This window comes from Corallococcus sp. CA054B (assembly GCF_003611625.1).
Lineage (GTDB): Bacteria > Myxococcota > Myxococcia > Myxococcales > Myxococcaceae > Corallococcus > Corallococcus coralloides.
Genome location: NZ_RAVY01000119.1, coordinates 1 through 24469 on the forward strand (window position 1 = coordinate 1; position 24469 = coordinate 24469).

General features: G+C 69.4%; 23 protein-coding genes. 10 read left to right on the forward strand and 13 right to left on the reverse strand.

Features of this window, described 5'->3' with window-relative positions:
* The first annotated feature begins 53 nt into the window (after positions 1-53).
* Positions 54-1637, forward strand: a complete 1584-nt coding sequence (locus D7V80_RS25705; RefSeq protein WP_120590675.1) for an amidohydrolase family protein — start codon at positions 54-56, stop codon at positions 1635-1637.
* A 110-nt stretch (positions 1638-1747) separates the two neighbouring features.
* Positions 1748-3151 (forward strand): hypothetical protein, encoded by a 1404-nt coding sequence (locus D7V80_RS25710; RefSeq protein ID WP_120590676.1) that lies wholly within the window; start codon positions 1748-1750, stop codon positions 3149-3151.
* Positions 3152-3361: 210 nt separating this feature from the next.
* Here D7V80_RS25710 and D7V80_RS25715 read toward each other — a convergent pair whose 3' ends face one another.
* Positions 3362-3907, reverse strand: coding sequence for an ester cyclase (locus tag D7V80_RS25715; RefSeq protein WP_120590677.1), 546 nt, complete (start codon positions 3905-3907; stop codon positions 3362-3364).
* 143 nt (positions 3908-4050) lie between these two features.
* Between D7V80_RS25715 and D7V80_RS25720 the strand changes: the two genes are divergently transcribed.
* Entirely contained in the window at positions 4051-4857 is an 807-nt protein-coding gene (locus D7V80_RS25720) for a hypothetical protein (RefSeq protein ID WP_147447214.1), read from the forward strand.
* Between the two features lie 171 nt (positions 4858-5028).
* Here the strand turns inward: D7V80_RS25720 and D7V80_RS25725 are convergent, their stop codons facing one another.
* The 4 genes from D7V80_RS25725 to D7V80_RS25740 form a co-directional block, all read right to left on the reverse strand.
* Complete coding sequence (locus D7V80_RS25725; RefSeq protein ID WP_120590679.1) at positions 5029-6729, reverse strand: HEAT repeat domain-containing protein; 1701 nt, start codon at positions 6727-6729, stop codon at positions 5029-5031.
* A gap of 128 nt (positions 6730-6857) precedes the next feature.
* Positions 6858-7790: a PD40 domain-containing protein gene (locus D7V80_RS25730; protein WP_120590680.1), complete on the reverse strand. Its 933-nt coding sequence runs from the start codon at positions 7788-7790 to the stop codon at positions 6858-6860.
* Between the two features lie 103 nt (positions 7791-7893).
* Complete coding sequence (locus D7V80_RS25735) at positions 7894-8679, reverse strand: LytTR family DNA-binding domain-containing protein (RefSeq protein ID WP_120590681.1); 786 nt, start codon at positions 8677-8679, stop codon at positions 7894-7896.
* Positions 8676-9728 carry a sensor histidine kinase gene (locus tag D7V80_RS25740; RefSeq protein ID WP_120590682.1) on the reverse strand — a complete coding sequence of 351 codons (1053 nt, stop codon included), beginning with the start codon at positions 9726-9728 and terminating at the stop codon, positions 8676-8678. The genes D7V80_RS25735 and D7V80_RS25740 overlap by 4 nt, the downstream gene beginning before the upstream one ends.
* 38 nt (positions 9729-9766) lie before the next feature.
* On the opposite strand from D7V80_RS25740, the gene D7V80_RS25745 reads away from it, so the two are divergent.
* Entirely contained in the window at positions 9767-10837 is a 1071-nt protein-coding gene (locus D7V80_RS25745) for a hypothetical protein (RefSeq protein ID WP_120590683.1), read from the forward strand.
* Between the two features lie 18 nt (positions 10838-10855).
* On the opposite strand, the gene D7V80_RS25750 is transcribed toward D7V80_RS25745, so the two are convergent.
* Genes D7V80_RS25750 through D7V80_RS25760 form a run of 3 tightly spaced genes read right to left on the reverse strand, consistent with a single transcriptional unit; the run spans position 10856 to position 14630 of the window.
* Complete coding sequence (locus D7V80_RS25750; protein WP_147447215.1) at positions 10856-11503, reverse strand: hypothetical protein; 648 nt, start codon at positions 11501-11503, stop codon at positions 10856-10858.
* Positions 11504-11534: 31 nt separating this feature from the next.
* A complete protein-coding gene (locus D7V80_RS25755) occupies positions 11535-12965 on the reverse strand; it encodes an aldehyde dehydrogenase family protein (protein WP_120590701.1) in 1431 nt (476 codons plus the stop codon).
* A 33-nt stretch (positions 12966-12998) separates the two neighbouring features.
* The gene (locus D7V80_RS25760; protein ID WP_120590685.1) at positions 12999-14630 is read right to left on the reverse strand and encodes an acetolactate synthase large subunit; all 1632 of its coding nucleotides are present in this window, start codon (positions 14628-14630) and stop codon (positions 12999-13001) included.
* 101 nt (positions 14631-14731) lie between these two features.
* Here D7V80_RS25760 and D7V80_RS25765 point away from each other — a divergent pair, with 101 nt between their 5' ends.
* Positions 14732-15616, forward strand: a complete 885-nt coding sequence (locus D7V80_RS25765; protein ID WP_120590686.1) for a LysR substrate-binding domain-containing protein — start codon at positions 14732-14734, stop codon at positions 15614-15616.
* Entirely contained in the window at positions 15613-15837 is a 225-nt protein-coding gene (locus D7V80_RS25770) for a hypothetical protein (RefSeq protein WP_120590687.1), read from the forward strand. The genes D7V80_RS25765 and D7V80_RS25770 overlap by 4 nt, the downstream gene beginning before the upstream one ends.
* Here the strand turns inward: D7V80_RS25770 and D7V80_RS25775 are convergent.
* On the reverse strand, positions 15834-16244 hold the full coding sequence (locus tag D7V80_RS25775; protein WP_158616702.1) for an MAPEG family protein: 411 nt from the start codon (positions 16242-16244) through the stop codon (positions 15834-15836). The genes D7V80_RS25770 and D7V80_RS25775 overlap by 4 nt on opposite strands.
* 118 nt (positions 16245-16362) lie before the next feature.
* Here D7V80_RS25775 and D7V80_RS25780 point away from each other — a divergent pair, with 118 nt between their 5' ends.
* From D7V80_RS25780 to D7V80_RS25790, 3 genes are all read left to right on the forward strand, one after another.
* Positions 16363-16956, forward strand: a complete 594-nt coding sequence (locus D7V80_RS25780; protein WP_120590689.1) for a biotin transporter BioY — start codon at positions 16363-16365, stop codon at positions 16954-16956.
* A 532-nt stretch (positions 16957-17488) separates the two neighbouring features.
* Complete coding sequence (locus D7V80_RS25785) at positions 17489-18154, forward strand: hydrolase (RefSeq protein WP_120590690.1); 666 nt, start codon at positions 17489-17491, stop codon at positions 18152-18154.
* A gap of 104 nt (positions 18155-18258) precedes the next feature.
* Positions 18259-19140, forward strand: coding sequence for a helix-turn-helix domain-containing protein (locus D7V80_RS25790; RefSeq protein ID WP_120590691.1), 882 nt, complete (start codon positions 18259-18261; stop codon positions 19138-19140).
* Here the strand turns inward: D7V80_RS25790 and cml are convergent.
* Together cml and D7V80_RS25800 are read right to left on the reverse strand one after the other, a co-directional pair.
* Complete coding sequence (gene cml / locus D7V80_RS25795) at positions 19137-20324, reverse strand: CmlA/FloR family chloramphenicol efflux MFS transporter (protein WP_199738852.1); 1188 nt, start codon at positions 20322-20324, stop codon at positions 19137-19139. The genes D7V80_RS25790 and cml overlap by 4 nt on opposite strands.
* A gap of 234 nt (positions 20325-20558) precedes the next feature.
* Complete coding sequence (locus tag D7V80_RS25800; RefSeq protein ID WP_233585719.1) at positions 20559-21485, reverse strand: GNAT family N-acetyltransferase; 927 nt, start codon at positions 21483-21485, stop codon at positions 20559-20561.
* A 268-nt stretch (positions 21486-21753) separates the two neighbouring features.
* Between D7V80_RS25800 and D7V80_RS25805 the strand changes: the two genes are divergently transcribed.
* Positions 21754-23205, forward strand: coding sequence for a M20 family peptidase (locus D7V80_RS25805; RefSeq protein ID WP_120590693.1), 1452 nt, complete (start codon positions 21754-21756; stop codon positions 23203-23205).
* Between the two features lie 8 nt (positions 23206-23213).
* Here the strand turns inward: D7V80_RS25805 and D7V80_RS25810 are convergent, their stop codons facing one another.
* A complete protein-coding gene (locus D7V80_RS25810) occupies positions 23214-23843 on the reverse strand; it encodes an HAD hydrolase-like protein (protein WP_120590694.1) in 630 nt (209 codons plus the stop codon).
* Between the two features lie 5 nt (positions 23844-23848).
* Positions 23849-24421, reverse strand: a complete 573-nt coding sequence (locus D7V80_RS25815; protein WP_014395094.1) for a tRNA-uridine aminocarboxypropyltransferase — start codon at positions 24419-24421, stop codon at positions 23849-23851.
* Positions 24422-24469: the final 48 nt, after the last annotated feature.

Consider the following 24469-nt stretch of genomic DNA (forward strand, 5'->3'; position numbering starts at 1 on the left):
GCCCCGTCGCGTCCCTATCTTCAAGGCAAGCCTGTCGCCACGGGAGGCGAGCCATGAACACTGGAGCACCCGAGCCCACTGACGCCGTCCCCCGCTACGTCCTGGAAGGCCGGGTGGTGACGCTCAACTCCCGGGACGAAGTGATTGAACGGGGGCGCGTCCTCATCCGTGGCAACCGCATCGTCGCGGTCGAGCCATCGGGCGGCCCCCTCCCCGAGGCCTTCCAGAACGCCCCCAGGATCGACACCGGAGGGACGCTCTATCCAGGGCTCATCGACCTGCACAACCACTTCGTCTACGACGTGCTGACGCTGTGGCGGGTGCCGAAGCGCTACCTCAATCGCACCCAGTGGCCGCGCCACGCGGAATACGCCGCGCGCATCTCCCTGCCCATCCGCGTGCTCGCCGGCCACGCCCCTTCGGCCCGCGCCGTCGTCCGCTACATCGAAGCCAAGGCGCTGCTCGCGGGCACGACCACCGGCCAGGGCATCCGGACCCGCGTGTCCGGCGGCGAGGCCCTCTTCCGGGGCGCCATGCGCAACGTCGAGGAACCTCGCGACGACCACCTGCCCGGGGGCAGCACCCGCGTGATGGACCTGCATGACGACGCCGAAGACATCGAATCCTTCCGCGAGGCCTTGAAGTCCCGCGCCGCGTACTTCTATCACCTGGGCGAAGGCGTGGATGACTACGCCCACCGCCGCTACGCGGACCTGGCCGAACATGACCTCGTCCAGCCTTCACTGATTGGCATCCACAGTCTGGGTTTGCAGCGCCCGGACCTGGACAAGATGGCCGCCATGGGCGCCAAGGTCGTGTGGTCCCCCTTCAGCAACCTGCTGCTGTATGGACAGACATTGCACATCGCGGACCTGCTCGGCGCGGGCGTGACGTTCTCGCTGGGCTGTGATTGGTCCCCCACTGGCAGCAAGAACCTCCTCCAGGAGCTGAAGGTCGCCCGCCACGAGGCAGCACGACAGGGCGTGTCCCTGTCCTCCAAGACCCTGGTGCGCTCGGTGACGGCGGACGCCGCCCGCGTCACGGGCTGGCAGTCCCAGCTGGGCACGCTCCGAGCCAACGCCCTCGCGGACCTGCTGGTCATCGCGGGCACCGACGGCGACCCCTATGACGCGTTGATCTCCGCCACGGAGAAGGAGGTGCGCCTCGTCATCGTGGATGGCATTGCCCGCTATGGAGACCGCGCGCTGATGGAGTCGCTCGCCTTCGACCCGGGCCATCCCTCCGAGCCCTGGACCGTCGACGGCGTCGAGAAGGCCTTCTCCCTGTGGGCGGACGACTCCCCCCTCAACGACGTGGGCTTCGAAGCGGCGCGCATCCTCCTCGAAGAGGCCATGGCGGACCTGCCGGACTTCCGCCACCGGATGGACCGCGAGGAGCGCGCACAGCTGCGCCCCGGCGCCCCCAGGCCCTTCGAGCTCGTGCTCGACAATGAGCCGCAGGACGTCTTCGCCACCGGTCCTGAAGCCTCCGCGTTCGTCACCGACCTGGACCGGGTGGCCGGGCGCATCACGCTCGACGCGCCCACCGTGGGCGGGCCGGACTACTGGGAACTCCTGTCCGCGCAGCTCAATCTGGATGACACGCTGAAACAACAGCTGAGGTCGGACTACGCGTGAGCAACGTCCGGGGTCGAGTCGGCGCTCACCCCGGCCCGGAGAATAAATGCCCCTGACGGCGTAACCCCGGTGCAACGGCGGCACTGGACAGACCGGAAGGGACATCTCGAATGAATCACAGCGTGCGGAGGGCTGCGTGGGCGGCACTGGTCGCAAGCGCCCTGCTCGTGGGCGGCGGGGCCTGCGGAGGCGACGACGGAGCCCCTGACGACAACCCCTCCCCGGACGCAGGGACGCAGCCGGACGCGGGGACACCACCGGATGCCGGCACGAAGCTCCCCGCGGAAGAAGGCCGGGCGCTGGCGGTGTCCAACGGCGGCCTCATCGTGGTGGGCTCCACCGAGGCGAACCTGGCCACCACGGGCGTGGACCTGCTCGTGCGGCGCTACACCGCGGCGGGTGAGGTGGACACGTCGTTCGGCACGCAGGGCTCCGTGGTGCTCGACTTCGAAGGCCCGGCCAAGGGCCCCCTCTCCGGCCAGCGGGAGCAGGACGACCGCGCGGACACGGTGGCGGTGCTCGCGGATGGCAGCATCCTGGTCGCGGGCTTCGCCCGGGGCGGCAACAAGACGGACTCGCGCGACTTCGCGGTGGTGAAGCTCCAGCCCAACGGCCAGCTGGACACGGGCTTCAACAAGAATGGCCGCTCGCGCCTGCACTTCGGCGAGGAGAACTCGGTCAACTTCGTGGGCACCGTCCGCAGCATCCTGCCCCTGGCGGACGGCCGCTTCTACGTCGGTGGCTTCCTGACCAAGTCCGACGGGCTGGACGAGGACTTCGCGCTGATCCGCTACAACGCGGACGGCTCGCTCGACACGACGTTCAAGTCCGCGGGCAGCCCGTCCGGCAGCTGGATTGGCGGCGCGTACACGGATGCCGAATCCGTGCAGGGCATGGTGCTCCAGGGCTCCAGCGTCGTCCTGGCCGGGGGTGACCACTTCGCGGCCGTGCGCATCACCTCCAGCGGCAGCCAGGACATGACCTTCGGGACCGGCGGCATCGCGAAGAGCGAGGACGGCCAGGCCCACGCCCTGGTGGCGCGGCCCAACGGTGGATTGCTGCTCGCGGGCGAACGGCAGGACGTGAAGGTCGGCGGCGAAGCGCACGGCGTGCTCAAGCTCGTGGCGTACACGGCGGACGGCAAGCCGGACGTCACCTTCGGCCCCGCGGGCGTGCGGGAGCTCACCGCGCCCGCGGGCGTGCTCGACGTCGTGGACGTCAGCGGCCTGCGCATCCAGGCGGATGGGAAGATCCTCGTCTTCGCGGACGTGTACGCGAAGCCCGTGCTCTTCCGCCTGCTGCCCAACGGGGAGCTGGACACGTCCTTCGGCACGGACGGCATGGTGCGCTGGCCGGAGACGCAGCTGGCGGTGCCGCTGTTCATCCGCTCCACCACCGGGCCCAAGCTGGCCATCCTGGGCGACCGGGCTTTCGTCACGGACGCGAACGTCTTCTCGCCCGGGTACTTCCCCAGCGAGAACGCGTACGTGCTGCTCGAGAGCACGGGGCTGTAGGCCCCCTGGCAAGAAGCCCGGCGTCCCTCACGGGCACCGGGCTTCTTGGACAGACGCAAGGCGTTGAAAGGCCTAGCAGGTCTTATTGTAGAGCGCGATGCAGTTATCGCGCAGCGATTTCACACCAACCCATGGGAGGACTCCGGATTCTGAACAGGATGTTCCCGCAATGACCTCCTGGGTTCTCCTGGCCCGCGGCATGCGCAAGCGTCAGTCGTTGAAGACGGGCGGAGTCGTCTGGGTGAGGATGGGCACGGGCTTGTCGCCGGACATCGCCAGCAGGCCCTTGAGGCACCGCGCGGCGAGCAGCCAGTTCTTCGGGTTCTTCATGTCCAGCCCACCGACGAGCTGTTTGAGGATGCTGAGCGTGTCGAAGTAGACGCGCTCGCACACCAGCGTCTCCGCCGCGTCGAAGATGAAGTACGCCGACATGCGCACCCGGAACGTGTTGCCCGTGGCGGGAATCTGTCCCAGCGGCCCCAGGTGGGTGCCCATGAGCCAGAACTCCACGATGACGGCGTCATCGCTGTGCCGCAGCGAGATGATTTCGTGGTGCTGGTCCGGGAAGGCCACGCGGGTGTCGCGGTAGTAGTCGCGCACCGCGCTGTTCCCGTCGTGCACCGTCAGGGTGGGGATGAGCTCGTAATGCGGGTGCGGGAAGGTCGACAGGACGGAGTCCCAGTCCTGCCTCACCTCGTCGTGGAAGTGGGCCAACACCAGCTTCTGTCGAGCCTTGCGGACCTGCTCCGTGAGCATGCCTGTCTCTTTCGTGGGGGGAGCTGCCGAGCGGGGAGAATGCCCGCCGCGCCACGACACGGGAAGTCATGAAGTCGCCGGGCACGGCCCCTGCAATCACTTTCCGGCGCAGGCCCCCCAACCCCTCTCCACGGAGCAACGCCATGGACACGCGCTGGAAGAATCGCGGCTCACTCATTCGTAACGCACTCGGACTCGGATTGGGCGTCGGGCTGCTGTTCGCCGCGACGCCGGGCATCGCCGGGGACACGACGGACAAGGGCTGCACGTGGTTCGACGGCGTGGAGAGCTGTCCGGTGGACGCCTCGAAGCTGTCCGCCACGAACGAGGGGCTGCTCGTGGAGAGCACGGACGGCAAGCAGTCGGGAGTGAGCCTCCACCTGGAGGGCGCCACCGGCTGGGATGCCTGGCTGAGCCCGCTGGAGCCGGATGGGAGCAGCCGGATGCTGCTGACCTACATCGGGGCGCAGCCGGACGGCACGTCGGAGATGCTGGAGCGGGTGGTGGTGGCCCGCTCGAAGGCGGAGAACCAGGGCGCCATCTACGTGGACCCGTCCGTGCACGGGGCCTCCACCTACACCGTGCGCGGCTACGTCGGCGGGAAGCTGGCCTTCGAGCGCTTCGGCGTGGCCCCCGTCCCGGAGAGCTTCGGTGGGCCCGCGGGCCCGGGGGATGACGCGAAGTTCTCCCGGCTGGTGGCCTTCCCCGGGAAGTGGGGCAGTGGCCACGGCGTCATCGCCGGCCCCAACGGAGAGGGCTGCACACCCGGCCTGGACTTTCCGTTCCCCCGCCCCGTCCGCTTCCCCGACCACACGCTGTCGGTCGCGGTGGACCTGGTCACCTTCCGGCCCGAAGGCGTCCAATCCCATTCACACGCGCTCCGGGAAGTGTCCCTCCAGGGAGTGGGAATGCAAAGCTTCACCCTCCAGAAGGTGGCGCGCACGCCCTGATGCCTGAGCTGCGATAGGCGTCAGGATCTTCGCGTGTAGCCGGATTCGCTACGAATCCGGCTCCATGCGTGGCCATTCCGGTCACAGCGTTGGCTCCCGGCTCCAACGGGCGCTGCGTCACCCGGATGGCATTGAGGATCCAGGCGGACGGGTACTTCAACCCGCGGCGGGTCAGTCCGTCCCCTGCGGTTCGCCCGACGCCGAGGGGTCGTGGATGCTCTGGATGGCGTCCGCCCTCGCCTCTCGCACGAGCTCCGAGAAGCGCTGCAAGTCCTGGGCGCTCATCGCCTTGTCCTGAAGCACGTGCCGGGTGAAGAGCTGCATGATCTGACTGAGCTGGTGCATGTAGCCCAGGAAGATGAGCTTGAGCCGCAGCATGTGGTCCACGGACTGGTTGACCAGCACTCGGGGCTTCGTCACGAAGAATCCGTAGAGGATGCCGAGGAGCCCGATGCCTCCCGAGGCAATACCGGCCCAGGCGCCCACGTCCTTGAGTCCACCGCGCATCGCCAGGACCGCGGTCCCCCCCAGGAGGATGACGCCGAACATGAACACGACGAGAGCCATGCCCAGGGTCGTCCAGAAGCCGACGCGTGCTTCCTTGAGCGTCTTCTCGAACTGCGCGCTGACCGCCTGCTCCGACCTGCTGAGCACGTTCTGATAATCCTGCATGGCGCCCACGAGCGCCCGGAGCGTCTGATAGGCCTCGGAGCCCCCCAGCTCCAGCAACAACAGCCGTGAGACCTCCTGGGTCTCCACGTCCGCGGCCATGGCGGATTCGAGCCGCCGCACCACCTGTTGTTCGAGGTTCTCCTCGGGTTCCCCCATGGCGCGGAGCGCGTTCGCGTACTGGCGTGCCAGCGGGCCGAGGAGCTGGTTGCGTGCCTTCGCCGCCAGCATCTCCTCCAGAATGCGCGACACGGTGTTCTCCACGCCCAGAATCTTCTTCAGCGAGACGGCCGCGGCCTGGGCAATGGAGGGGTTGCTGTCCGTCAGATCGGGAAGCAGGGTCTCCACGGCGCTTCGTGATCCGAGTCTGCCCAGGCTGTGGATGGCTTCACGTCGCCGGGTATCGAACTTCGCCCAGGGGCGGTACCGCTCGACCGCATCCTGGAGGGCCCCGATGGCGTCCTTGGCGTAGAACCCGTCTGGTTTCACCCCGCCCAGGGCGCAGATGACGTCATAGGTCGCCGCGGGCAAATCGGTATCGTTGCGCAAGAGCAGGCACAGCTGCTTGATGATGTCCTCTTCATTCAGTGGAACGGTGCGCAGCGCGCGAACCATCGCCTCGGCCTCCCGCGCTGACTCTGGCGCATCCCGGGCCTTCGCTTTCAGGGCCAGACTGATCTCCTCTGAGTACTCATCGGGCCTCCCCTTCTGCGCCTGTTGCACGTTCCGCTGATGCAGCTCGTGCAGCATGACCGTGGCGAGACTTCGGGCGAGGGGCTGGTACTCCCCATCACGTGAACTTGGCGGCGGCTGGGCCCGAACATCCTGCGCCATGGCCTCCATCCACCCGGGATCGACCCCCTTGGCCTTGAAGACCCCTTCAAGGGCCCAGTAGCGGGCCCATTCGTAGCATTCGTGGTCTGGATCCAGATGTTTGCGAATCTCCTCCGCTGCCTTGTCGTCCTGCTCCACCACACGGCCCAGACCCGCGAGCAGCCAGCCCCGGGCCTCGCTCCTCGGCAGCGACTCATGCGGCTCCGGTTCGAATTCACTCTGGAGGGTGACTTGCAGCCCCCGGCGCAGGGCCTTCCGCATTTCGCGAGGGGCCTTCTCGACTGCCTGGATGGCCTGGAACTTCTCGAAGCTCCGGCCCTGCGCCAGTGCCTTGATGACCTGTTGTGCCGCGTCCTGATGAGACTCCATGAGAGTGACTCCCTCCCTGAGTGGAGGCGCCAGCTCTCAAACTGAAGTCGGCCGGGAGCAGGAGCAACGCCGGCAGGAGGGGACCGGGCGAAAGGAGGTGCCAATGCTTGGCGCCCCGGGTCCAGCGGTCAGCGCCAGAGGCAGCGCGCGTCCAGCTGGTAGAGGTCCGAGGGCACGAACGGATCCCACGTCTGCCGCACGAAGTAGAGCTGGCCCAGGTCGCGGCTCAGCGTGGGGTGGAACTCGTCCTTCTCCGTGTTCACCGCGGGCCCCAGGTTGGCGGCGGGCGTCCAGTGGCCCGCGACGTTGAAGCTCACGTACAGGTCCCCCAGCCCGTAGCCTCCGGGACGGTTGAGCGAGGCGAAGACGAGCACCCGCCCATCCGGGGACACCCAGGGGTTGTACTCCCACGAGTCAGGGGTGTTCACCGCGGGGCCCAGGTTCTCCGGCGCGGTGTAGTGCTGGCCCTGACGCCGGACGCGGTACATCTCGAAGTCCGTCTCGAACGTGCCGCTCGCGAAGTAGACCGTCCCGTCGCGAGTCACGCTGGGGTACAGCTCCTCTCTCGGCGAGTTCACGAGCGGCCCCAGGTGCTCGGGCGTTCCCCAGCCGTTGCGGACGCGGTGCACGACCCAGAGGTCGGTGTCCGGGCGCTCGGAGCCTCCGTTCACGGGGCGGGTGGAGGAGTAGAAGAGGGACTGCCCATCCGGGGAGAGGAACGGATCCGAGTCCTTGTACGTGCCCGAGAACGACACCACCTCACCGGGCCCCCAGTGGCCGTTCTTCAGCTGGGTCACGTAGATGGCCTGGTACGGCGGCGTGTCCGAGTCGACGTGGTAGTACGCCGTCTTCCCGTCCGCGGACAGCGCGAGCCGGTACTCCGAGCGCTCCTCCAGGGAGATCTCCCCCGGAGCGAAGAGGCTACCTCCCGGCTCGCACCGGGGCCGCTCCCATGACGCGAACTCCGGCGCCAGTTCCTGGGCCCCGGCGGCACCGGACACCACCATCGAGGAGACGGCGAGGAGGACGTTCATCGACCACTGCCTTGCGAAACGATGCATGTGCATCTCCTTTGTTGAACGCACCGTCGCCCGGCGGCGGCGAAGGGGTCCAAGGAGATGTGACGAACCGTGGAGGGTCAGGGACGAACGGTGGAAGGCCACCTCACGTCGACAGCTCGAGCGCGCGCTGCACCTGCGCGCGGTAGCTGCGGCCCGACGTCAGCTTGGTGCCATCCCGCAGGACGAACACGAATTCGCCGGGAGGAAGCGGCTCCACCTCCTCGATGCGGTCCAGCCGCACGATGAACGAGCGGTGCGCGCGCAGGAACAGCCTGGGGTCGAGCTTCTCCTCCAGCGCCGCCATCGTCTCCCGCGTGAGGTGCGACTGCTTCCCCACGTGCACGGCGACGTAGTTCCCCTCCGCCGTCAGGTAGTCGATGTCCTCCACCGGGAGGAAGCGCATGCGCCACCCCACCCGGGCCACGAGCCGCGTCACGTAGCGCGCGGGCTCGGCGGAGGGACGGACGGCGAGCGACTCGAGCCGTTCGAGCAGCGCCGCGTCCAGGGAGGACGGCACGATCCGCCGCCGGTCGCGCGCACGCTCCAGGCTGGAGCGGAAGCGCTCACGGTCGAAGGGCTTGAGCAGGTAGTCGAGCGCGTTGGCCTCGAACGCCTGCACCGCGAAGTCCCGGTGGGCCGTGACGAAGATGATCGCGGGCGCGGGGCCGGGGGCGAGCGCCCGGAGGACGCCGAAGCCGTCCGGCCCGGGCATCTCCACGTCCAGCAGCACCAGGTCCGGACGCTCGGCGCCGATGGCCGCGATGGCCTCGTGGCCGTTGCGGCACTCCCCCACCAGTTGCATGTCGGGGGCCTCCGCCAGCAGGTCCTTCAGGCGCTGACGGGCGAGCGGCTCATCATCGACGATGAGCACACGCAGGGCGGCGCTCATGGCGAGGGCTCCGTGCGGAAGGGAATGGCGAGCGCCACCGTGGTGCCGCCCCCCACCGCGTCCCGGAGCTCCAAGCGGTGGGCGCCGCCATACAGCTGCACCAGGCGCTCGCGGGTGATGCGCAGGCCCCGGCCGCCGCGCACGCCCTGGGAGATGTCCGCCGGAGGCTCCTTGAGACCGACGCCGTCGTCGCGGACCTCCAGGTGGAGCTCGGGCCCTTCACGCCGGGCGACCAGCGTCACCGTCCCCGGCTCCGAGCCCGGCGCGATTCCGTGCTGGATGGCGTTCTCCACGAGCGGCTGGAGGACGAGGTGCGGGACGTGGGCCCCGAGCGCGTCCTGCGCGATGTCGTGCTTCACCGTGAGCCGGTCCGCGAAGCGCACCCCCTGGATGTCGAGGTAGGGCTGAAGCGCTCGCAGCTCCTCCTGGAGCGATACCTCTTCCGTGCCCGCGGCTTCGAGCGTGCCACGGAGCAGGTCGCTCAACCGCGCGATCATCCGCTCGCTCCCGTTCGGGTCGCGATGCACGAGCGCGGAGATGGAGTTCAGCGTGTTGAAGAGGAAGTGGGGGTGGAGCTGCGCCTTGAGCGCATGCAGCTGCGCGCGGGCCAGCTGGGTGTCCCGCAGGTGGAGCAGGCCCGCGTAATGGACGGCGTGCGCCACGCCGAGCACGGTCAGGTAGACGAACGGGTTGGAGAGCAGCGCATGTTCGAGCACGTCCACGAAGGGCGGACGCTGCGCGTACCAGCCGACCCAGGGGTCCAGGGAGAAGATCGTCGCCGCGCGGATGAACGAGACGACGAGCGCTCCGGCAACGTGGAGCGCGACCCGCGACGTCACCTGCCGCCGCTCGAGCGGGAAGCGCAGCCCGAACCCGAGGATGGCCATGGTGAGGGGCACCCAGAGGACATGGGCCGCCATCGAAGTGAGCAGCGCATGTCCCCATTCCATCCCACCCACGGAGTGGGATTCGCTCGCGGCCGCCAGGCCGGCCAGCGTCCAGTAGGCGGATGCGACTGCCCACCCCTGCCAGGTTCCGCGACGTGCCATGACGGCGCACTCTACGCCTGGCTTATGCTCGGAACGCCATGTCGATCCTCTACGCGGTGCCCCCCATCGGCAATTCGACCAACGCACAGAAGGGCCCGACGTGCTGGTACTACGCGGCCAAGATAGTGGCCCGCTGCCATGAGCCATGGCCTCCCGCCGGGCAGAAGTGGATCTCCCTCATCCGGAAGATCAGCACCTTCATCGCCGACAACAACCAGAACCTGAACAACCTGGGCGACCAGGAGCTGCTTCAGGCGCACCAGGGCTTCATGGGCTCGACCAAGAACAAGACCACGGACAAGGTGCAGCTCAACTCCGTGTTGAGCCGGACGGGGTTCAAGGCGCTGGACCCCGTCTACAAGTGGGATCTCCTGCCGGACTCCATGGTCAACCCCACGAATACGCAGCGGGTGCCAATGCCGACCTTCATCCGGCAGCAGGACATGCCGTTGCCGTCCGGCATCAAGAACTCCCTCAGTCAGCTTGAGGGAAGACGGTTCGATGGGCTGGACCAGGTCATCCAGCTACTGACCGGGCAGCACAGCGAGCAGGAACTCCACTTCTATCGCAGCCAGATTGAAAGCAGCTTCGTCGCCGCCAAGAAGTACGGCGAACAGGAGATCCAGGCGTCCCTGCAACAATTCACGGAATGGAAGAAGCAGGGTTTCGCCCGTGGCTATCTGCTGACGATGCTGGGCTTCAGGGGCCTGGACAAGCTGACTACGATGGACATCCTGGGCAGCACCAGCAAGCTCGACGTCTTCATGAAGGCCCACGGCCCGCTCTGGTGTGGTTCCCCGCTCAGCATGGGGGCCGTCGATGGCACGACGGTGCACAACTATACGAAGTCAGTCGGCTTCGCCGCATACAAGTGCCCGCTGGTCCCGACATCGGGTGCGGCCACGCACGCCATCGCCATCTGCGGTGTCAGCGTCAACAAGGACTGCATCTACTACCGCGACCCCAACTTCAGCGGGCACGTCTTCTTCACGGACTTCAACGCGTTCACGTCTGCCTTCGGGTCGGTCCTCAAGGATCCGAACGTAGGTCTGATGTATTACGTGAAGAACGCCAACGGAGGGACCGTCTGCCAGCAGCTGTCGAATTGAGGCCCCTCCGCGAGCAGCTCACCGCGCCTTCGTCTTGAGCGGGACGACCTGGAACTTTGACTGGACGTACTCGAGGGTGCCCAGGTCCTTGCCATAGGCGGAGCCGGGCTCATCCACATACGACGTGATGCGGATGGCCCGGCCCTTCCGGGGCAGGTGGTAGGCCAGGATGGAGCCGCCCCAATCCTTGAGGTCCTTCCGGGTCAGCCCGGGTTTGCCTTTGGGAGCAATGAGCCCCGCGTTGGCATAGAGCTCGATGGCCTTCTCGAGGGGCACCTCCAGGCCCTCCCTCTCCAGCGCCAGGCCCGACTTGTCACAGCGGTAGACCGCGGTGTTGATCCCCGAGTCCCCGGTGCCCACGATCGCCAGGTGGTAGCCCTCTGGGTTCTTGAAGAGGGCGGCCTCGTAGCGCGTGCCAGCATCATTCCCCGTGGACACATAGCCGTTGGGCACGTCCTGGACCGTCCAGGTCTGCCCGACGGCCTCTTCGGCGAAGTACATCGCGGAGTTATCCACCGAGTCGTCCTTCGACGCTTCCGGCACGGCCGTCTTGAGGTGTGCCGTCAGGTGCTGGAGCGCGGTCTCGATGTTGGTGGTGGCACACGCCGGCTTCGCGGGAGGTGCCGAAGCCAGCGACAGGAGGACGACAGCCTTCAAGAGCATCACGGCGGATTCCTTTCCAGTGGGCGGCAGGACTCTACTGGCGGAGCACCAGCAGCCGCACTTCCGTCATGTCCTCGATGGCGTACTTCACGCCCTCGCGGCCCAGCCCGGAGCCCTTCACTCCGCCATACGGCATGGTGTCCACCCGGAAGCTGGGCACGTCACCCACGACGACCCCGCCCACCTCCAGCTCGTCCCAGGCCCGCATCGCCCGGGACAGGTCCTGGGTGAAGAGTCCCGCCTGGAGGCCGTAACGGCTGTCATTCACCCGGCGCAGGGCCTCGTCGAAGTCACGAAACGGCTGGAGCAGCACCACCGGACCGAAGGCCTCCTCCGCGCACAGCGCCGCGTCCTCCGGCACACCCTCCAGCACGGTGGCTTCGAGCAGCGCTCCGCGCCGCCCTCCTCCCGTCAACACCCGGGCCCCCCGCTCCACGGCCTGCTGAATCCAGCCCTCCAACCGCCGCGCCGCGGGCTCGTCAATCAGCGGCCCGAGCGTGGTGGTTTCGTCCCGGGGGTTGCCCGCGCGCAGGGCCTTCGCCCTCGCGACGAGCCGCTCCTTCAGGGCGTCGTACAGCGACTCGTGCGCGAGCACGCGCTGCACCGAGATGCAGCTCTGCCCTGCCTGGAAGAAGGCGCCCTGGGCGATGCGGTCCGCGACGAAGTCCAGGCGCCCGGCCTGGTCCGCGTCCACCACGCAGGCCGCGTTGCCGCCCAGTTCCAGCACCACCTTCTTGCGGCCGGCGCGGGCCTTCAAATCCCACCCCACCTTCTCCGAGCCGGTGAACGACAACAGCTTCAACCGGTCGTCCTCGATGAAGGGCCCCACGTCCTCCAGGCGCGTGGGCAACACGGAGAAGGCGCCTTCGGGCAGCGCTGTCTCCGCGAGCACCTCCGCCATGAGCAACGCGCTCACCGGCGTGCGGTCCGACGGCTTGAGGACGAAGGGGCAGCCCGCGGCGATGGCGGGCGCCACCTTGTGCGCCACCAGGTTGAGCGGGAAGTTGAACGGCGTGATGAACGAACACGGCCCCACCGGCACGCGCTGCGTGAAGCCCCGGTAGCCCGCCGCGCGCTGGGACACCTCCAGGTTGAGGACCTCGCCGCCGCCGCGCACCGCCTCCTCCGCCGCCGCCTTGAAGGTCTCGATGAGCCGGGTGACCTCCGCTCGCGCGTCGCGCAGCGGCTTGCCTGCTTCGATGCAGAGCGCGAGCGCAAACTCCTCCGCCCGCTCCTGGAAGCGGCGCACGCAGTGCTCCAGCACCTGCTGCCGCGCATACGGTGCCAGCCTGCGCATGGGCCCCGTCGCGCGCACCGCCGCGGCGATGGCCTCCTCCACGGCGGCCGCATTCGCCACGGCCACGCGCGTGACGACCTCCCCTGTGTACTTGTCGGTGACGGGCAGCTCCGCATTGGGCTGCATCGGCCGGTTGGCCAGGTAGTACGGGTAGCGCTCAGCCAGCATGGGATTCCTCTCCTTCGCGTGTGTGCCCATGGCTCACGACTCCACCAGGGGACCGGCACCGAGCGCCCGCGCGGTGTCCGTGTAATCAATGGGCAGGTCGATGACGTGCACGCCGCCCGACTCCAGGCAGCGCGTGAGCGTGGCGCCGAACTCGGTGGCGCTCGCCGGGCGGTGGCCCCGTGCGCCGTAGGCCTCCGCGTAGCGGACGAAGTCCGGGTTACCCAACGTCATCCCGAAGTCGGGCAGGCCCATCTCCTCCTGCTTCCAGCGGATCATCCCGTAGCCGTCGTCGCGCACGACGATGACCGTCAGGTCCAGCTTCAGGCGCACCGCCGTCTCCAGCTCCTGCGAGTTCATCATGAACCCGCCGTCACCACAGACAGCCACCACCTTGCGCCGGGGGTGCACGAGCTTCGCGGCGATGGCGGACGGAAGGCCCGCGCCCATCGTCGCGAGCGCGTTGTCGAGCAGCAGCGTGTTGGGCCGGCGGCAGCGGTAGTAGCGGGCGAACCACAGCTTGTACATGCCGTTGTCCAGGCACACGATGCCGTCCTCCGGCATGGCGCGGCGCACCTCCGCGACCAGCCGCGCGGGGTAGATGGGGAAGCGGTCGTCCGCGGCGCCACTGACGAACTGCGCGTCGAGCCCCGCGCGCGACTTCTCGAACGGCGTGAAGTCCCAGTGCGAGCGCGGGCCCACGCCCTCCGCGATGCGCCACACGGCGTTCGCCAGGTCTCCCGTCACCTGCACCTGCGGGAAGTACACGGGGTCGACCTCCGCCGAGGAGAAGTTCAGGTGGATGACCGTGCGGCGGCCGTCGCGCATGACGAACGGGGGCTTTTCGATGACGTCATGGCCCACGTTGAGGATGCAGTCCGAGGCCTCGATGGCGCGGTGGACGAAGTCGCCGTCGGACAGCGCGGCCGTGCCCATCCACAAGGGATGCGTCTCATCCACCACGCCCTTGCCCATCTGCGTGCTGAAGAACGGCAGGCCCACCCGGTCCACGAAGGCACGGAGCATCTCCGACGTCAGCTTGCGGTTGGCCCCCGCGCCAATCATCAACAGCGGACGGCGGGCCGACGCGAGCGCCTCCACTGCCTGGGCGATGGACGCCTCATCCGCCACCGGCCTGCGCGCGACACCCGGTGACAGGGGCAGGGCCTCGGTGGGCTCGCGCGCCACGTCCTCGGGCAGCTCCAGGTGGGTGGCGCCGGGGCGCTCCTCCTCCGCGCGGCGGAAGGCCTCGCGGACCGCCGAGGGCACGTGCTCCGCGGAGACGAGCGTGCGGGTCGACTTGGTGAGCGGCCGCATCATCCCGACGACGTCGACAATCTGGAAGTGACCCTGCTTGCTCACCTTGATGGGCTTCTGGCCGGTGAGCATCACCATGGGCATGGCGCCAAGCTGCGCGTACGCCGCCGCGGTGACGAGGTTGGTGGCCCCGGGCCCCAGCGTCGCCAGACACACGCCCGCGCGTCCGGTGAGCCGTCCCTGCGTGGCGGCCATGAACCCGGCCGCCTGCTCGTGCCGGGTGACGACCAGGCGCATGCCGGCGGTGCGCATGGACTCGAGCAGGTCCAGGTTCTCCTCGCCGGGCAGTCCGTAGACACTGCGTACGCCCTCCGCTTCGAGCGCCTTCACGAACAGATCCGATGCCTTCATGGGGTGCCTCTCCTTGGCGACGAGGAAGATGTACCCGGGGGCATCGATTCGTACATTCGTCTGTTTTCATCGGCCCGATAGATGCCATCTATGATGGCGCCATGGAGCTCCGACACCTCCGCTACTTCTCCGCCGTCGCGGACGCGCTGCACTTCGGGCGCGCCGCGCGGCGGCTGCACGTCTCCCAGCCCACGCTGTCGCATCAGATCCACCAGTTGGAGGAGGAGGTCGGCACACCGCTCTTCGAGAGGGCTCGCACTGGCGTGCGGCTCACGCAGGCCGGGGAGCTGTTCCGCACCTATGCCTCCCGCGCGCTGGAGGACGTGAACGCGGGCCTGTCCGCGGTGGGCGCGTTGCGAGGACTCGCCACGGGGGCGCTGCGCGTGGGTTACCCCCCGAGCATGCGCGGCCTCGTGGTGCCCGCGCTGACGGCGGTGCTCCGCAGACATCCCGGGCTGGCGCTGAGCGCGCAGGAGGCCGTGGTCCGGAAGCTGGAGCGGCAGCTGGCGGACGGGAAGCTGGACGTGGGCCTGGGCTATGCGCCCGCGCGGCTGGCGGACCTGGACGCGGAGCCTGTCTTCGACAGCCGGCTCGCGCTCGTCGTCGCACGCGGGCATGCGCTGGCGGGCGCGAAGTCCGTGGGGGGGAAGCTGCTCGCGGAGGAGCCCTTCGCGCTCCTGTCACGCGGCTTGCGGGTGCGCGCCCGCGTGGACGCGCACTTCGCGGCGATGCGGTTCGCGCCCCGCATCGCGCTCGAATCGAACGCGGTGGCCACCGTGCTGGCCATCGTCCGCGCGGGCCTGGCCGTCACGGTGCTCCCGGAGCCACGGCTCGCGGACGCGGAGCGGCTGGTGGTGAAGCGGCTGTCTCCCGCGCCCCGCTCGGAGCTCGCGGCGCTCCTCTGGCGCAAGGGTGCCCCGCGCACTCCGGCGGCGGAGCTGTTCGCGGCCGAGGTCCGGGCACGGGCAAAGGAAGACGTGGGTTGAATCCACCCTCCTGCAATCTCATTCATTGGGAGGCCGGTGAGGAGTTCGACGGCTCCGTTCCCGGGGAGGCCGAGGTCCTGGACGACAGCCAGTCCGAGGAGCCCCGGCGCGTGGAGGCGCAGACGCTCGCGGGAGACCTGGCGAGCGCCCTGGGGAGTCCGGTCGGGAGCTATTCCACGAGCTGCACGGCGAGCAATCAGCTGAACATCGCCAAGCGTTAGCCCCAGGGCCGCAGCCAGAGCACCCAACCCGCCAGGCCCAGCTGCACGACCAGGGTCAGCGTCGCGCCAACCGCCTGGATGGGGTTGGTGCGGAGCATTCCGGCGGCATGCGCCAGGCGCGCCACGAGCAGCGCACCGCCGAAGACATGGAGCGCCGTCGAGTTCCCACCGCTCAGCTCCGCCAGCAGCAGCAGGATGAGCGCCAGGGGGACCTGCTCGACGTTGTTGCCATGCGCGCGGATGGCGGACCCGAGGCCGGCATGGCCTCCGTCGCCCCGGAACACCTTGAGCTTCGTGCGGACCAGGCTGACGTTGATGGAGAGCGCCAGCGTGAGGAAGGCATTGAGCGCGGCGTAGAGCGAGGTGACGGGGACGAGGGAGAGCGTGCCGAGCAGGGGGTTCGTCAAAGCGAGAGCCTCCAACCACGAGAAGGCCGTCACGCTAGCCGTTTCATGACGCCCGTGGGCGGCTCATGCACCGCGCGGGAGCCTTGCACCGGGGTGCGTCCTCACCGAGCATCGACCCGTGTCTCCCCTCCCCCCGGCGTCGTCTCCTCGCGTCCTGTCGGACCGCTTCGCGCGGACACGCGTCCACGAAGCCGCGCTCGTCCTGGGCGCGGCGCTCTTCACCGCGCTGCTCGCCCAGGTCGCCTTCACCGTGCCGGGCTCACCGGTGCCCATCACGGGACAGACGCTCGCGGTCGTCCTCACGGCGGCCGCGCTCGGGCCCCAACGTGGCGTGGCCGCGCAGGCCACCTATCTCCTGCTGGGCGCGGTGGGACTGCCCTTCTTCGCGAAGGGCGCCAGCGGCTGGGGAGCACTGGTCGGTCCGGCGGGCGGCTTCCTGGTGGGCTTCCTCCCCGCCGCGTTCCTCGTGGGCCTCGCGGCGCGCCACGGCTACGACCGGCGGTGGTGGACGGCGGTTCCGCTCTTCCTCGCGGGCCAGCTCCTGGTCCTGGTCATCGGCGTGTGCTGGCTCCAGGTGAAGGCCGGGCTCGACTTCGCCACTGCCTTCCAGAAGGGCTTCCTCCCCTTCGTCCCCGGGGGGCTGATCAAGGCCATCATCGCCGGCCTGTTCATGCCCCTCGCATGGAAGCTCGGGCGGCCCCGCGAGCCCTGAAGCGGCGCGGTCGTGACCGCCGGGGTGCCGTCAGCTCTTGCGCGAGCGCCTCACGCAGGATGCCCGCCCGTTGGGCCACGGTCTCGCCCGGCTCCCGTTCGGCCCTGAGCAGGCACACCGGAATGCTCAGGCGAGCCCCTTCCGGTCCAGGGCGGTCGTGCAGGCCTCCCGGAAGACGCATGGCGCTTCGAAGGCGATGAGCGGCAGCGGCGGGCCGCGACTCCCTGGGCCCTGCCAGTCATGCGGGCCAATCCACAGGAAGGATGGGGGCGGGTGTGATCCATGGGTCGCGAGGCTTGCAGGCGACCAGGATGCAGAGACAGGCCAGCAGGAGTATCCGGACAGGGTGGCGCATGGGTGAAAGGCAAACGCATGCACCGGGAATGTATTGGTCATCCCGAGTGCCAGCGTCGCGGCCACGCCCTGCTTCCGGAGCAGGAACTGACCAGACACCGCAGGTCCGGACCGTGTGTCCGCACCCGGTTTCGGGCCCAATCCCCTTCCCCACTGTCCCCCCAGGAGTCTCCAGACCATGAGCACGTCCCCGGCGCCCTCCCACCGCGGGCTCGAAGCCCTGCTGACACCCCAGAACTCCGTGCTGGTGCTGATCGACCATCAGCCCTACCAGTTCGCCAACCTGCACAGCCATGAGCCGACGATGGTGCTCAACAACGTCGTCGGCCTGGCCAAGGCGGCCCGCGTCTACAAGGTGCCCACCCTCCTCACCACCGTCCTCGAGGAGCGCGGCGGCTACCTGGTCAAGGGCCTGCAGGACGTGTTCCCCGAGCAGAAGCCCATCGACCGGACCTTCATCAACACCTGGGAGGACCGCCGCGTGGTGGACGCGGTGAAGAAGACGGACCGCAAGAAGCTGATCATCGCCGCGCTGTGGACCGAAATCTGCCTGGCCATGCCCGCCATCCAGGCAGCGGGCGAAGGCTACGACGTCTACGCCGTCACCGACGCCTCGGGAGGCGTCAGCCGCGAAGCCCATGAGATGGCCGTGCGCCGCATGCAGATGGCGGGCGTGACGCCCATCACCTGGATGGCGGTGGCCGCCGAGTGGCAGCGCGACTGGGCCCGCGAGGAGAGCGCCGCCGCGCTCGCCGGCGTGTTGGCCGAGCACGGCGGCGGCAGCGCCGTGGCCTTCGCCTGGGAGCTGCAACTGCTCGCGGGCCGGGCCGGCAAGGGCGTCTGACGGCACGGCGAGCCCCCATCCAAGGGGATGACTCGCCCGCGGACTGCTGACATCGTCCTCCCGAGAAGGCCCCCGCCAGCAGGGGCCCACGGGAGGACGGTGTCGTGGAGACGCGCGCGGAACGGCTGAGCCCGCTGCCGGAGAACGTGGTGGACATCTCCGTCACCCGGCGAGAATGGAATGGCATCAGCGTGGATGTGAATGCCACCCGCTGTTCGGGGCCCGCCGAAACGCCCCTGTGCCTGGAAAGCCATACACGCCTGAGCGCGTTGCTGGAGGAGGTCGGGTCGCCCTGCGAGCCGCGCCTGCGCGAAGGCCGGCCCTGCCCCATCGGCTACGTCCCCCGGCAGCTGAACCTCATGCCCGCCGGCATGCCGCTGTGGGGCTACAGCGCCGATTCGCGCCTGGTGCGCGACGCCGTGCTCACGTTCGACCCGAAGGACCTGGGCGAGCGCCTGGGCCAACCGCTGAGCGCCACCGAGCTGGGCACGCCAAGGCTGCGCTTCTCCGATGACCGCCTCTGGACCCTGATGCGGCTGCTCGCCGAGGTGGTGGATGACGACGATCCCTCCACCCAGCTCTACGGCGATGGATTGACCGCCGCCCTCTTCGCCACGCTGGGGTCGCGTCGTGAGGAACGCCCTTCGAAGCGCCAGGGGCTGGCGCCGTGGCAGCTCCGGCGGGTGCTCGACTTCATGGAGTCGCGCCTGCCCGGACGGGTCGAGCTGTCGGAGCTGGCGGCGATGGTGGACCTGTCGCAGGCGCACTTCAGCCGCGCCTTCAAGGCCTCCACCGGCGTGGCGCCCTATCAATGGCAACTGCGCGCCCGACTCGAGCGCGCGCAGGCGATGATGCTGACCACGCCCGCGTCGCTGGAGCAGGTCGCCGAAGCGACGGGCTTCGCCGACGCGGTGCACTTCGGCAAGGCCTTCCGCAGGGTCCACGGCACCACCCCCGCGAGGTGGCGCCGGGACCGGAAGGGCTAGGGGCGCTTGAAGGATGCCAGGCAGCCCAACGTCACCCCCGCCATGAGCGAGGCGTACCCCACCAGGGGCCACGCCGTGTCGCCGTCGAGCAGGACGACCATCAGGGTCCCCACGACGGCGACGACGAGGCTCTGGATGCAGAAGTAGAGCGCGACCGCCGTTCCCGCCACGGCGCCAAAGGCCTGGAGCGCGCCATTGGCGGTGACGGAGACGGCGAAGACAATCCCCGCGGCGATGACCCACATGGGCACGACGAACGTCCAGAAGGACGGCGCCAGGAGGAGCTGCCCCACGGTGAGCAACACCGCGCCCAGCAGCAGCAGGAGCATGCCGCGCGCAAGGCTTCCCGCCAGCCCCCAGCGGGCCACGAGGTGCTTCGCGAAGCGTGTGGTCACCATCATGGCCAGCGCGGCGGTGGCGAAGGCCAGGCTGAAGCCAAGCTCCGAGAAGCCGGCCCGTCCCATGAGCACCCGGGGCGCCGTGGAGAAGAACACGAAGAAGGAGCCCATGGCCGCGCTGAAGCCCAGCGTGTACGTCCAGAACGCGCCGCTGCGCAGGATGCGCTGGACGGACACCTTCTGACGGGCCCCGCCGGAGGGACGTGTCTCAGGCCAGCGCGGCAAGGCCTGGAGCAGCGCCGCCGTCGCCAGGACGCCGAGCGTGACGAAGATGGCCCGCCAGCCGAAGTGCCGCGCGAGCAGTGCCCCGGCGATGGGGCCCAGTGCCGGGACGAAGGCCAGCATGGCGCTGAACAGGCTGTAGATGACCGTGCCTTCGGGCCGCTCCGCATAGACGTCCCGGACGGTGGCGAACGTCGCGACGAGCGCCGCGGAGGCTCCCATGGCTTGCAGGAGCCGGAGCCCGACGAACATCGCGGCATCGGTGGTGCCCGCGAGCAGGAAGGAGGTGGTCGCGAACACCCACGCGCCCCCCAGCAACACCCTGCGCCGGCCGATGCGGTCGGAGAGCGGGCCGAACACCAGCTGCCCGGCCCCGAGCATGGCCAGGTAGAGGCTCAGCGTGAGCTGGATGATGGAGGCAGAGGTGCCGAGGACTCCGGTCATGGCCGGGACCACGGGGAGGTAGATGTCCATGGCCAGCGAGGCCAGGAGGTCGAAGGGGGCCATCAGCAACAGCGCTGCTGGCACGGTGTGATTCCACGACAGGGCTTTGGGGTCAGACATGAAGGCATCCGCGCAAATGAGAAACATCTGGCGGCGATCTGCCTCTCCACGGGGACCGGGATGAGCTGGGGCAGAGGGCCGCGGCAACGGTGGACGTGTCGCCGCGGCTCACTCATCTGCGGAACTGGGGTCTGCCATCCGGCGGGCTCCTGGGTGTGTCGGTTCCGGGCGGGACGAAGATGCCGGGCCCGTCCTGACAGGGAGCGCGAAGACCGGAGGACCGCCCGCCCCTGTTCAGCCCTGCGGCGCGCGATACGCCGGGAAGAAGCCCGTGCCGTCGCGGCCCGCCGACAGGCGCGCGTACACCGAGGGCTCGCAGATGACCTCGTGGGTGTGGAGGCGGGAGCTCGAGTTCGACAGGCTCCGTTTGAACTGCTCCAGGCTGTCCCCAGGCTGGATGCCGCCCCCCAGGTGGAGCGGGACGCCGAGCCGTGAGCAGAGGTCCGCCAGCGTTCCAAAGACATTCTTCGCCGGCGAGCGCGCCAGATGCGCATCCGCCGTTCCGCCCAGGTAGTAGTGCAGCATGCCGTCGCTGCTGACACACAGCGCGGCGGAGGCCACGTCTCCTTCAGGTGCATGCGTCGTCGCCAGCCAGGCGCACGGGGACGAGAACAGCTCCTCGAAATAGGCGTCGGAGAAGAAGTACCGGGAGCTCGCCCCTTCGCGGACCATGGTCTGCCGGTAGGCTTCCTGGAAGCCCTCCCGGTCCGCGCGCGACACCGCGCGAGCCTCACGCGCGGCGCTCACGAAGCCCAGCCGGAGGTTGCGCCGGATGTGCCGGTAATGCATCTCCCGGAACTCCACCGGCAGGCGCGGGTCGATGAAGAACACCTCGTTGCGCTCCGTCCCGCCCGCGAAGCACCGGGGGCCCGCGACGCGGTCGCGCACGAAGATGCTCACGAGCTCCGTCCCCGTCCAATCCACCGCGTCCTTCGGCACCTCCCGGAGCCCGGCCAGCGCGCCGCCGGGAAACCCATACGGGGAGATGGCATCGCGGTAGGGCGTTCCTTCAATGGACCGCACGATGAGCGGCACCCGCAGCGCGTTCTTCTCGCCGTCCTCAATGACCAGCGTATGCGTCACCCGTTCGGCGCGCAGGTGGTGCGCGGAACGGAAGTAGTCCTCCGACAGCGCCGACGCCCCTTGATCAGGGACAAGCACGGCCCTCGTTCGCATCATCCGCATGGCTGTGCCCCCCACCACCTGAGTCATCACGAATGTATTTCTATTTGTTACTGGCTTTCGCGTTGCAGGGTAGCCTTCCAGGCCCTGCGGTGGATCCGCCCGCCGGGGCAACGCCGGTGTTGGGATCCGGGCGGTGATGCCCGGGTCCTCGCCCTGTCGTCGCGGTCTTGTGGTTCGCCATCGGAAGTAGCGCGCCGCGCCTGCTGCTACGCTCGACGACGACCTCTCCGGGAACCTCCAACCGATGAAGCGCGTCCTCCTCGTCCTGCTGGCCCTCGTCCTGCTTCTCGTGGGCGTCCTCGTCGTCCGCACGCTGCGCTTCAGTTCACGGCAGGTGCCCGCCGAGCCCGCCGAGCCGTTCGCGGTGGATGCCGCCCAAGCCGCGGGCCGCCTGGCGGAGGCGCTGCGCCACCGCACCATCGCCGCCTCCGACGGCATGCGCGCGGAGGACGCCGCCTTCCAGGCACTGCACGCCGGGTTCGTCGCCCGGTTTCCCCGCGTGCACGCGGAGCTCGCGCATGAGGCCGTGGGGGCGCATGCCCATCTCTATACCTGGAAGGGTTCGGAGCCCGACCTGCGGCCCGTGCTGCTGATGGGCCACCTGGACGTGGTGCCCGCGGAGGCGGAGGCCACCTGGAGCCACCCGCCCTTCGACGGCGTCGTGGCGGATGGCTACGTGTACGGGCGTGGGACGCTGGACGACAAGGGCAGCGTGATGGCCATCCTCGAGGCCGTGGAGGGCCTGCTCGCCGAGGGCTACCGCCCCCGCCGCACGGTGATTCTCGCGTTCGGCGCGGACGAGGAGGTGGGCGGGCACGACGGGGCCGCGCGCGTGGCCGCGCTGCTGCGCGAGCGGGGCGTGGCCCTGGAGTCGGTGCTGGACGAGGGCGGGCCCATCGGGGTGGGGCTCGTCCCCGGCGTGGCCGCGCCGGTGGCGCTGGTGGGCGTGGCGGAGAAGGGCTCGGCGCGCGTGGAGCTGGTGGTGCGGAGCACGGGCGGACACGCGTCCATGCCGCCCCCGCAGACAGCCGCGAACACCCTGGCCCGGGCGCTCGTGCGGCTGGAGGAGCACCCGTTCAAGCCCGAGCTGCGCGGCGGGACGCGGGCGCTCTTCGAGTACGTGGGGCCGGAGATGAACTTCGGCATGCGCCTGCTCTTCGCCAACACCTGGCTCTTCGCGCCCGTCATCGAGCGGCAGATGGCCGGGGCGCCCTCCACGAACGCCAGCATCCGCACCACCTTCGCGGCCACCATGCTCGAAGGCAGTCCCAAGCCCAACGTGCTGCCCTCGCAGGCCCGCGCGGTGCTCAACGTCCGCCTGCTGCCGGGAGACAGCCTGGAGGACGTGCGCGCCCACGTGCGCGACGTGGTGGATGACGCGCGCGTGGAGCTGACCGCCGAGGGCGACGAGGCCTCGCCGGTGTCGCGCCTGGACACGGAGGGCTGGCGGCAGCTGCAGCGCAGCATCCGGCAGGTGTTCCCGGACGTGCTGGTGGCGCCCTTCCTCACCGTGGCGGCCACGGATGCGCGCTACTTCCACTCCCTGAGCGACAGCGTGTACCGCTTCGTGCCAGTGCGGATGAGCCGTGAGGACCTCACCCGGATGCACGGCCGCGACGAACGGCTCTCCGTGGAGGAGCACGCCGCCGCCATCCGCTTCTACGCGCAGTACCTGCGCAACAGCACGCGCCAGTGAGCCGCGCCCTACGCCGCGGCGGCTTGCAGCAGCTCGTCGAGGCGGGTGAGGACGACGGTGGGCGCGCGTGAGCGCAGCAGCGCCTCCGTCGCGTAGCCCCACGTCACCGCGGCGGTGGCGATGCCCTCGGCCGCCGCGGCCTCGATGTCGCGCACCTCGTCGCCCACGGAGAGAGCCTCGCCGGGACGCACGCCCGCGGCCTTCAGCACCGTCCGGAACTTCGACCGCTTGCCGAAGACGCCCGCGCCGCAGGCATAGTGGCGGATGCGCGCGGACGCCACCGGCCCCAGCACGCGCCGCACGTTCTCCTCCGCGTTGGAGCTCACCACGGCCAGGGTGATGCCCCGCGCCTCCAGCTGCTCCAACATCGCCTCCACGCCCGGGAAGGTCGGGATGCGGTGCGCGTCACGCGCGACGAGCTTGCGCATGTGCGCGGCGATGAAGGGCAGCTTCCACAGGGGCACGCCGAGCCGCGCGATGATGGTCCGGGTGTCCTGCCCGCGCAGCGCCTCCAGCTCCTCACCGCTGACGGTGCGAAAGCCGTAGCGCCGGGCCACGTCGTTGAAGACGCCGCGAAACCAGCCCGCGCTGTCCGCGAGCGTCCCGTCGAAGTCGAAGATGATCAGTCGGTATCCCATGGGGCTCAGTTCAGCGTCCCACAGTCGGCGATACGCTGCACCCGGAGCGCGGCCAGCCGCGCCAGTGGCGCCGCCACCTCCGGGCCTTCCAGCAGGGCCACGGCGCGGGCCACGGCGTCCAGGGTGGACATCCCGGCGGGGTGCGAGGGTTCGCGAAGCATGAGCAGGCCGGGCTCTGGCGGAGGCAGCACCAGCCGGGGCAGGGCCCGCAGCTCCGGGAGCCGCTGGGTCATCCGCCGCGCCTGCGACCAGTTCGCGTCCAGCACCACCACCTGCCTGGGAGGAGGCGCGTCCGGCGGCGCGGTGGGACCGTCTGGGAAGAGCAGCCAGGTCCCCGGCTCGGAGAGGACCTCCATGTCGAAGGTCCCCGCCATGGAACCGTGGATGAGCAGCTTCGCGTTCGAAAGGGCGAGCGCGGCCACGCCCCCGGTGTTGCTGCGCTTCGACACCTCCATCACGTGCTGGAGGAAGACGAAGCGGGTGCGGGTCTCCACCTGGGGAACCTCCGCGCACAGGCACAGGTGTTTCGCCAGGTTGCAACGCGTACAGCGGGGTGGACGGGCAGCGCGGGGAGGCATCCTCCCGTCATCCTGTGCCCGTCCCCGCTCGAAGAGAAGCACTCGTTG

Coding starts and splice junctions, on each gene's coding strand:
- D7V80_RS25705 (WP_120590675.1), top strand. CDS start 54: ATGAACACTGGAGCACCCGAGCCCACTGACGCCGTCCCCCGCTACGTC.
- D7V80_RS25710 (WP_120590676.1), top strand. CDS start 1,748: ATGAATCACAGCGTGCGGAGGGCTGCGTGGGCGGCACTGGTCGCAAGC.
- D7V80_RS25715 (WP_120590677.1), bottom strand. CDS start 3,907: ATGCTCACGGAGCAGGTCCGCAAGGCTCGACAGAAGCTGGTGTTGGCC.
- D7V80_RS25720 (WP_147447214.1), top strand. CDS start 4,051: ATGGACACGCGCTGGAAGAATCGCGGCTCACTCATTCGTAACGCACTC.
- D7V80_RS25725 (WP_120590679.1), bottom strand. CDS start 6,729: ATGGAGTCTCATCAGGACGCGGCACAACAGGTCATCAAGGCACTGGCG.
- D7V80_RS25730 (WP_120590680.1), bottom strand. CDS start 7,790: ATGCATCGTTTCGCAAGGCAGTGGTCGATGAACGTCCTCCTCGCCGTC.
- D7V80_RS25735 (WP_120590681.1), bottom strand. CDS start 8,679: ATGAGCGCCGCCCTGCGTGTGCTCATCGTCGATGATGAGCCGCTCGCC.
- D7V80_RS25740 (WP_120590682.1), bottom strand. CDS start 9,728: ATGGCACGTCGCGGAACCTGGCAGGGGTGGGCAGTCGCATCCGCCTAC.
- D7V80_RS25745 (WP_120590683.1), top strand. CDS start 9,767: ATGTCGATCCTCTACGCGGTGCCCCCCATCGGCAATTCGACCAACGCA.
- D7V80_RS25755 (WP_120590701.1), bottom strand. CDS start 12,965: ATGCTGGCTGAGCGCTACCCGTACTACCTGGCCAACCGGCCGATGCAG.
- D7V80_RS25760 (WP_120590685.1), bottom strand. CDS start 14,630: ATGAAGGCATCGGATCTGTTCGTGAAGGCGCTCGAAGCGGAGGGCGTA.
- D7V80_RS25765 (WP_120590686.1), top strand. CDS start 14,732: ATGGAGCTCCGACACCTCCGCTACTTCTCCGCCGTCGCGGACGCGCTG.
- D7V80_RS25785 (WP_120590690.1), top strand. CDS start 17,489: ATGAGCACGTCCCCGGCGCCCTCCCACCGCGGGCTCGAAGCCCTGCTG.
- cml (WP_199738852.1), bottom strand. CDS start 20,324: ATGTCTGACCCCAAAGCCCTGTCGTGGAATCACACCGTGCCAGCAGCG.
- D7V80_RS25805 (WP_120590693.1), top strand. CDS start 21,754: ATGAAGCGCGTCCTCCTCGTCCTGCTGGCCCTCGTCCTGCTTCTCGTG.
- D7V80_RS25810 (WP_120590694.1), bottom strand. CDS start 23,843: ATGGGATACCGACTGATCATCTTCGACTTCGACGGGACGCTCGCGGAC.
- D7V80_RS25815 (WP_014395094.1), bottom strand. CDS start 24,421: ATGCCTCCCCGCGCTGCCCGTCCACCCCGCTGTACGCGTTGCAACCTG.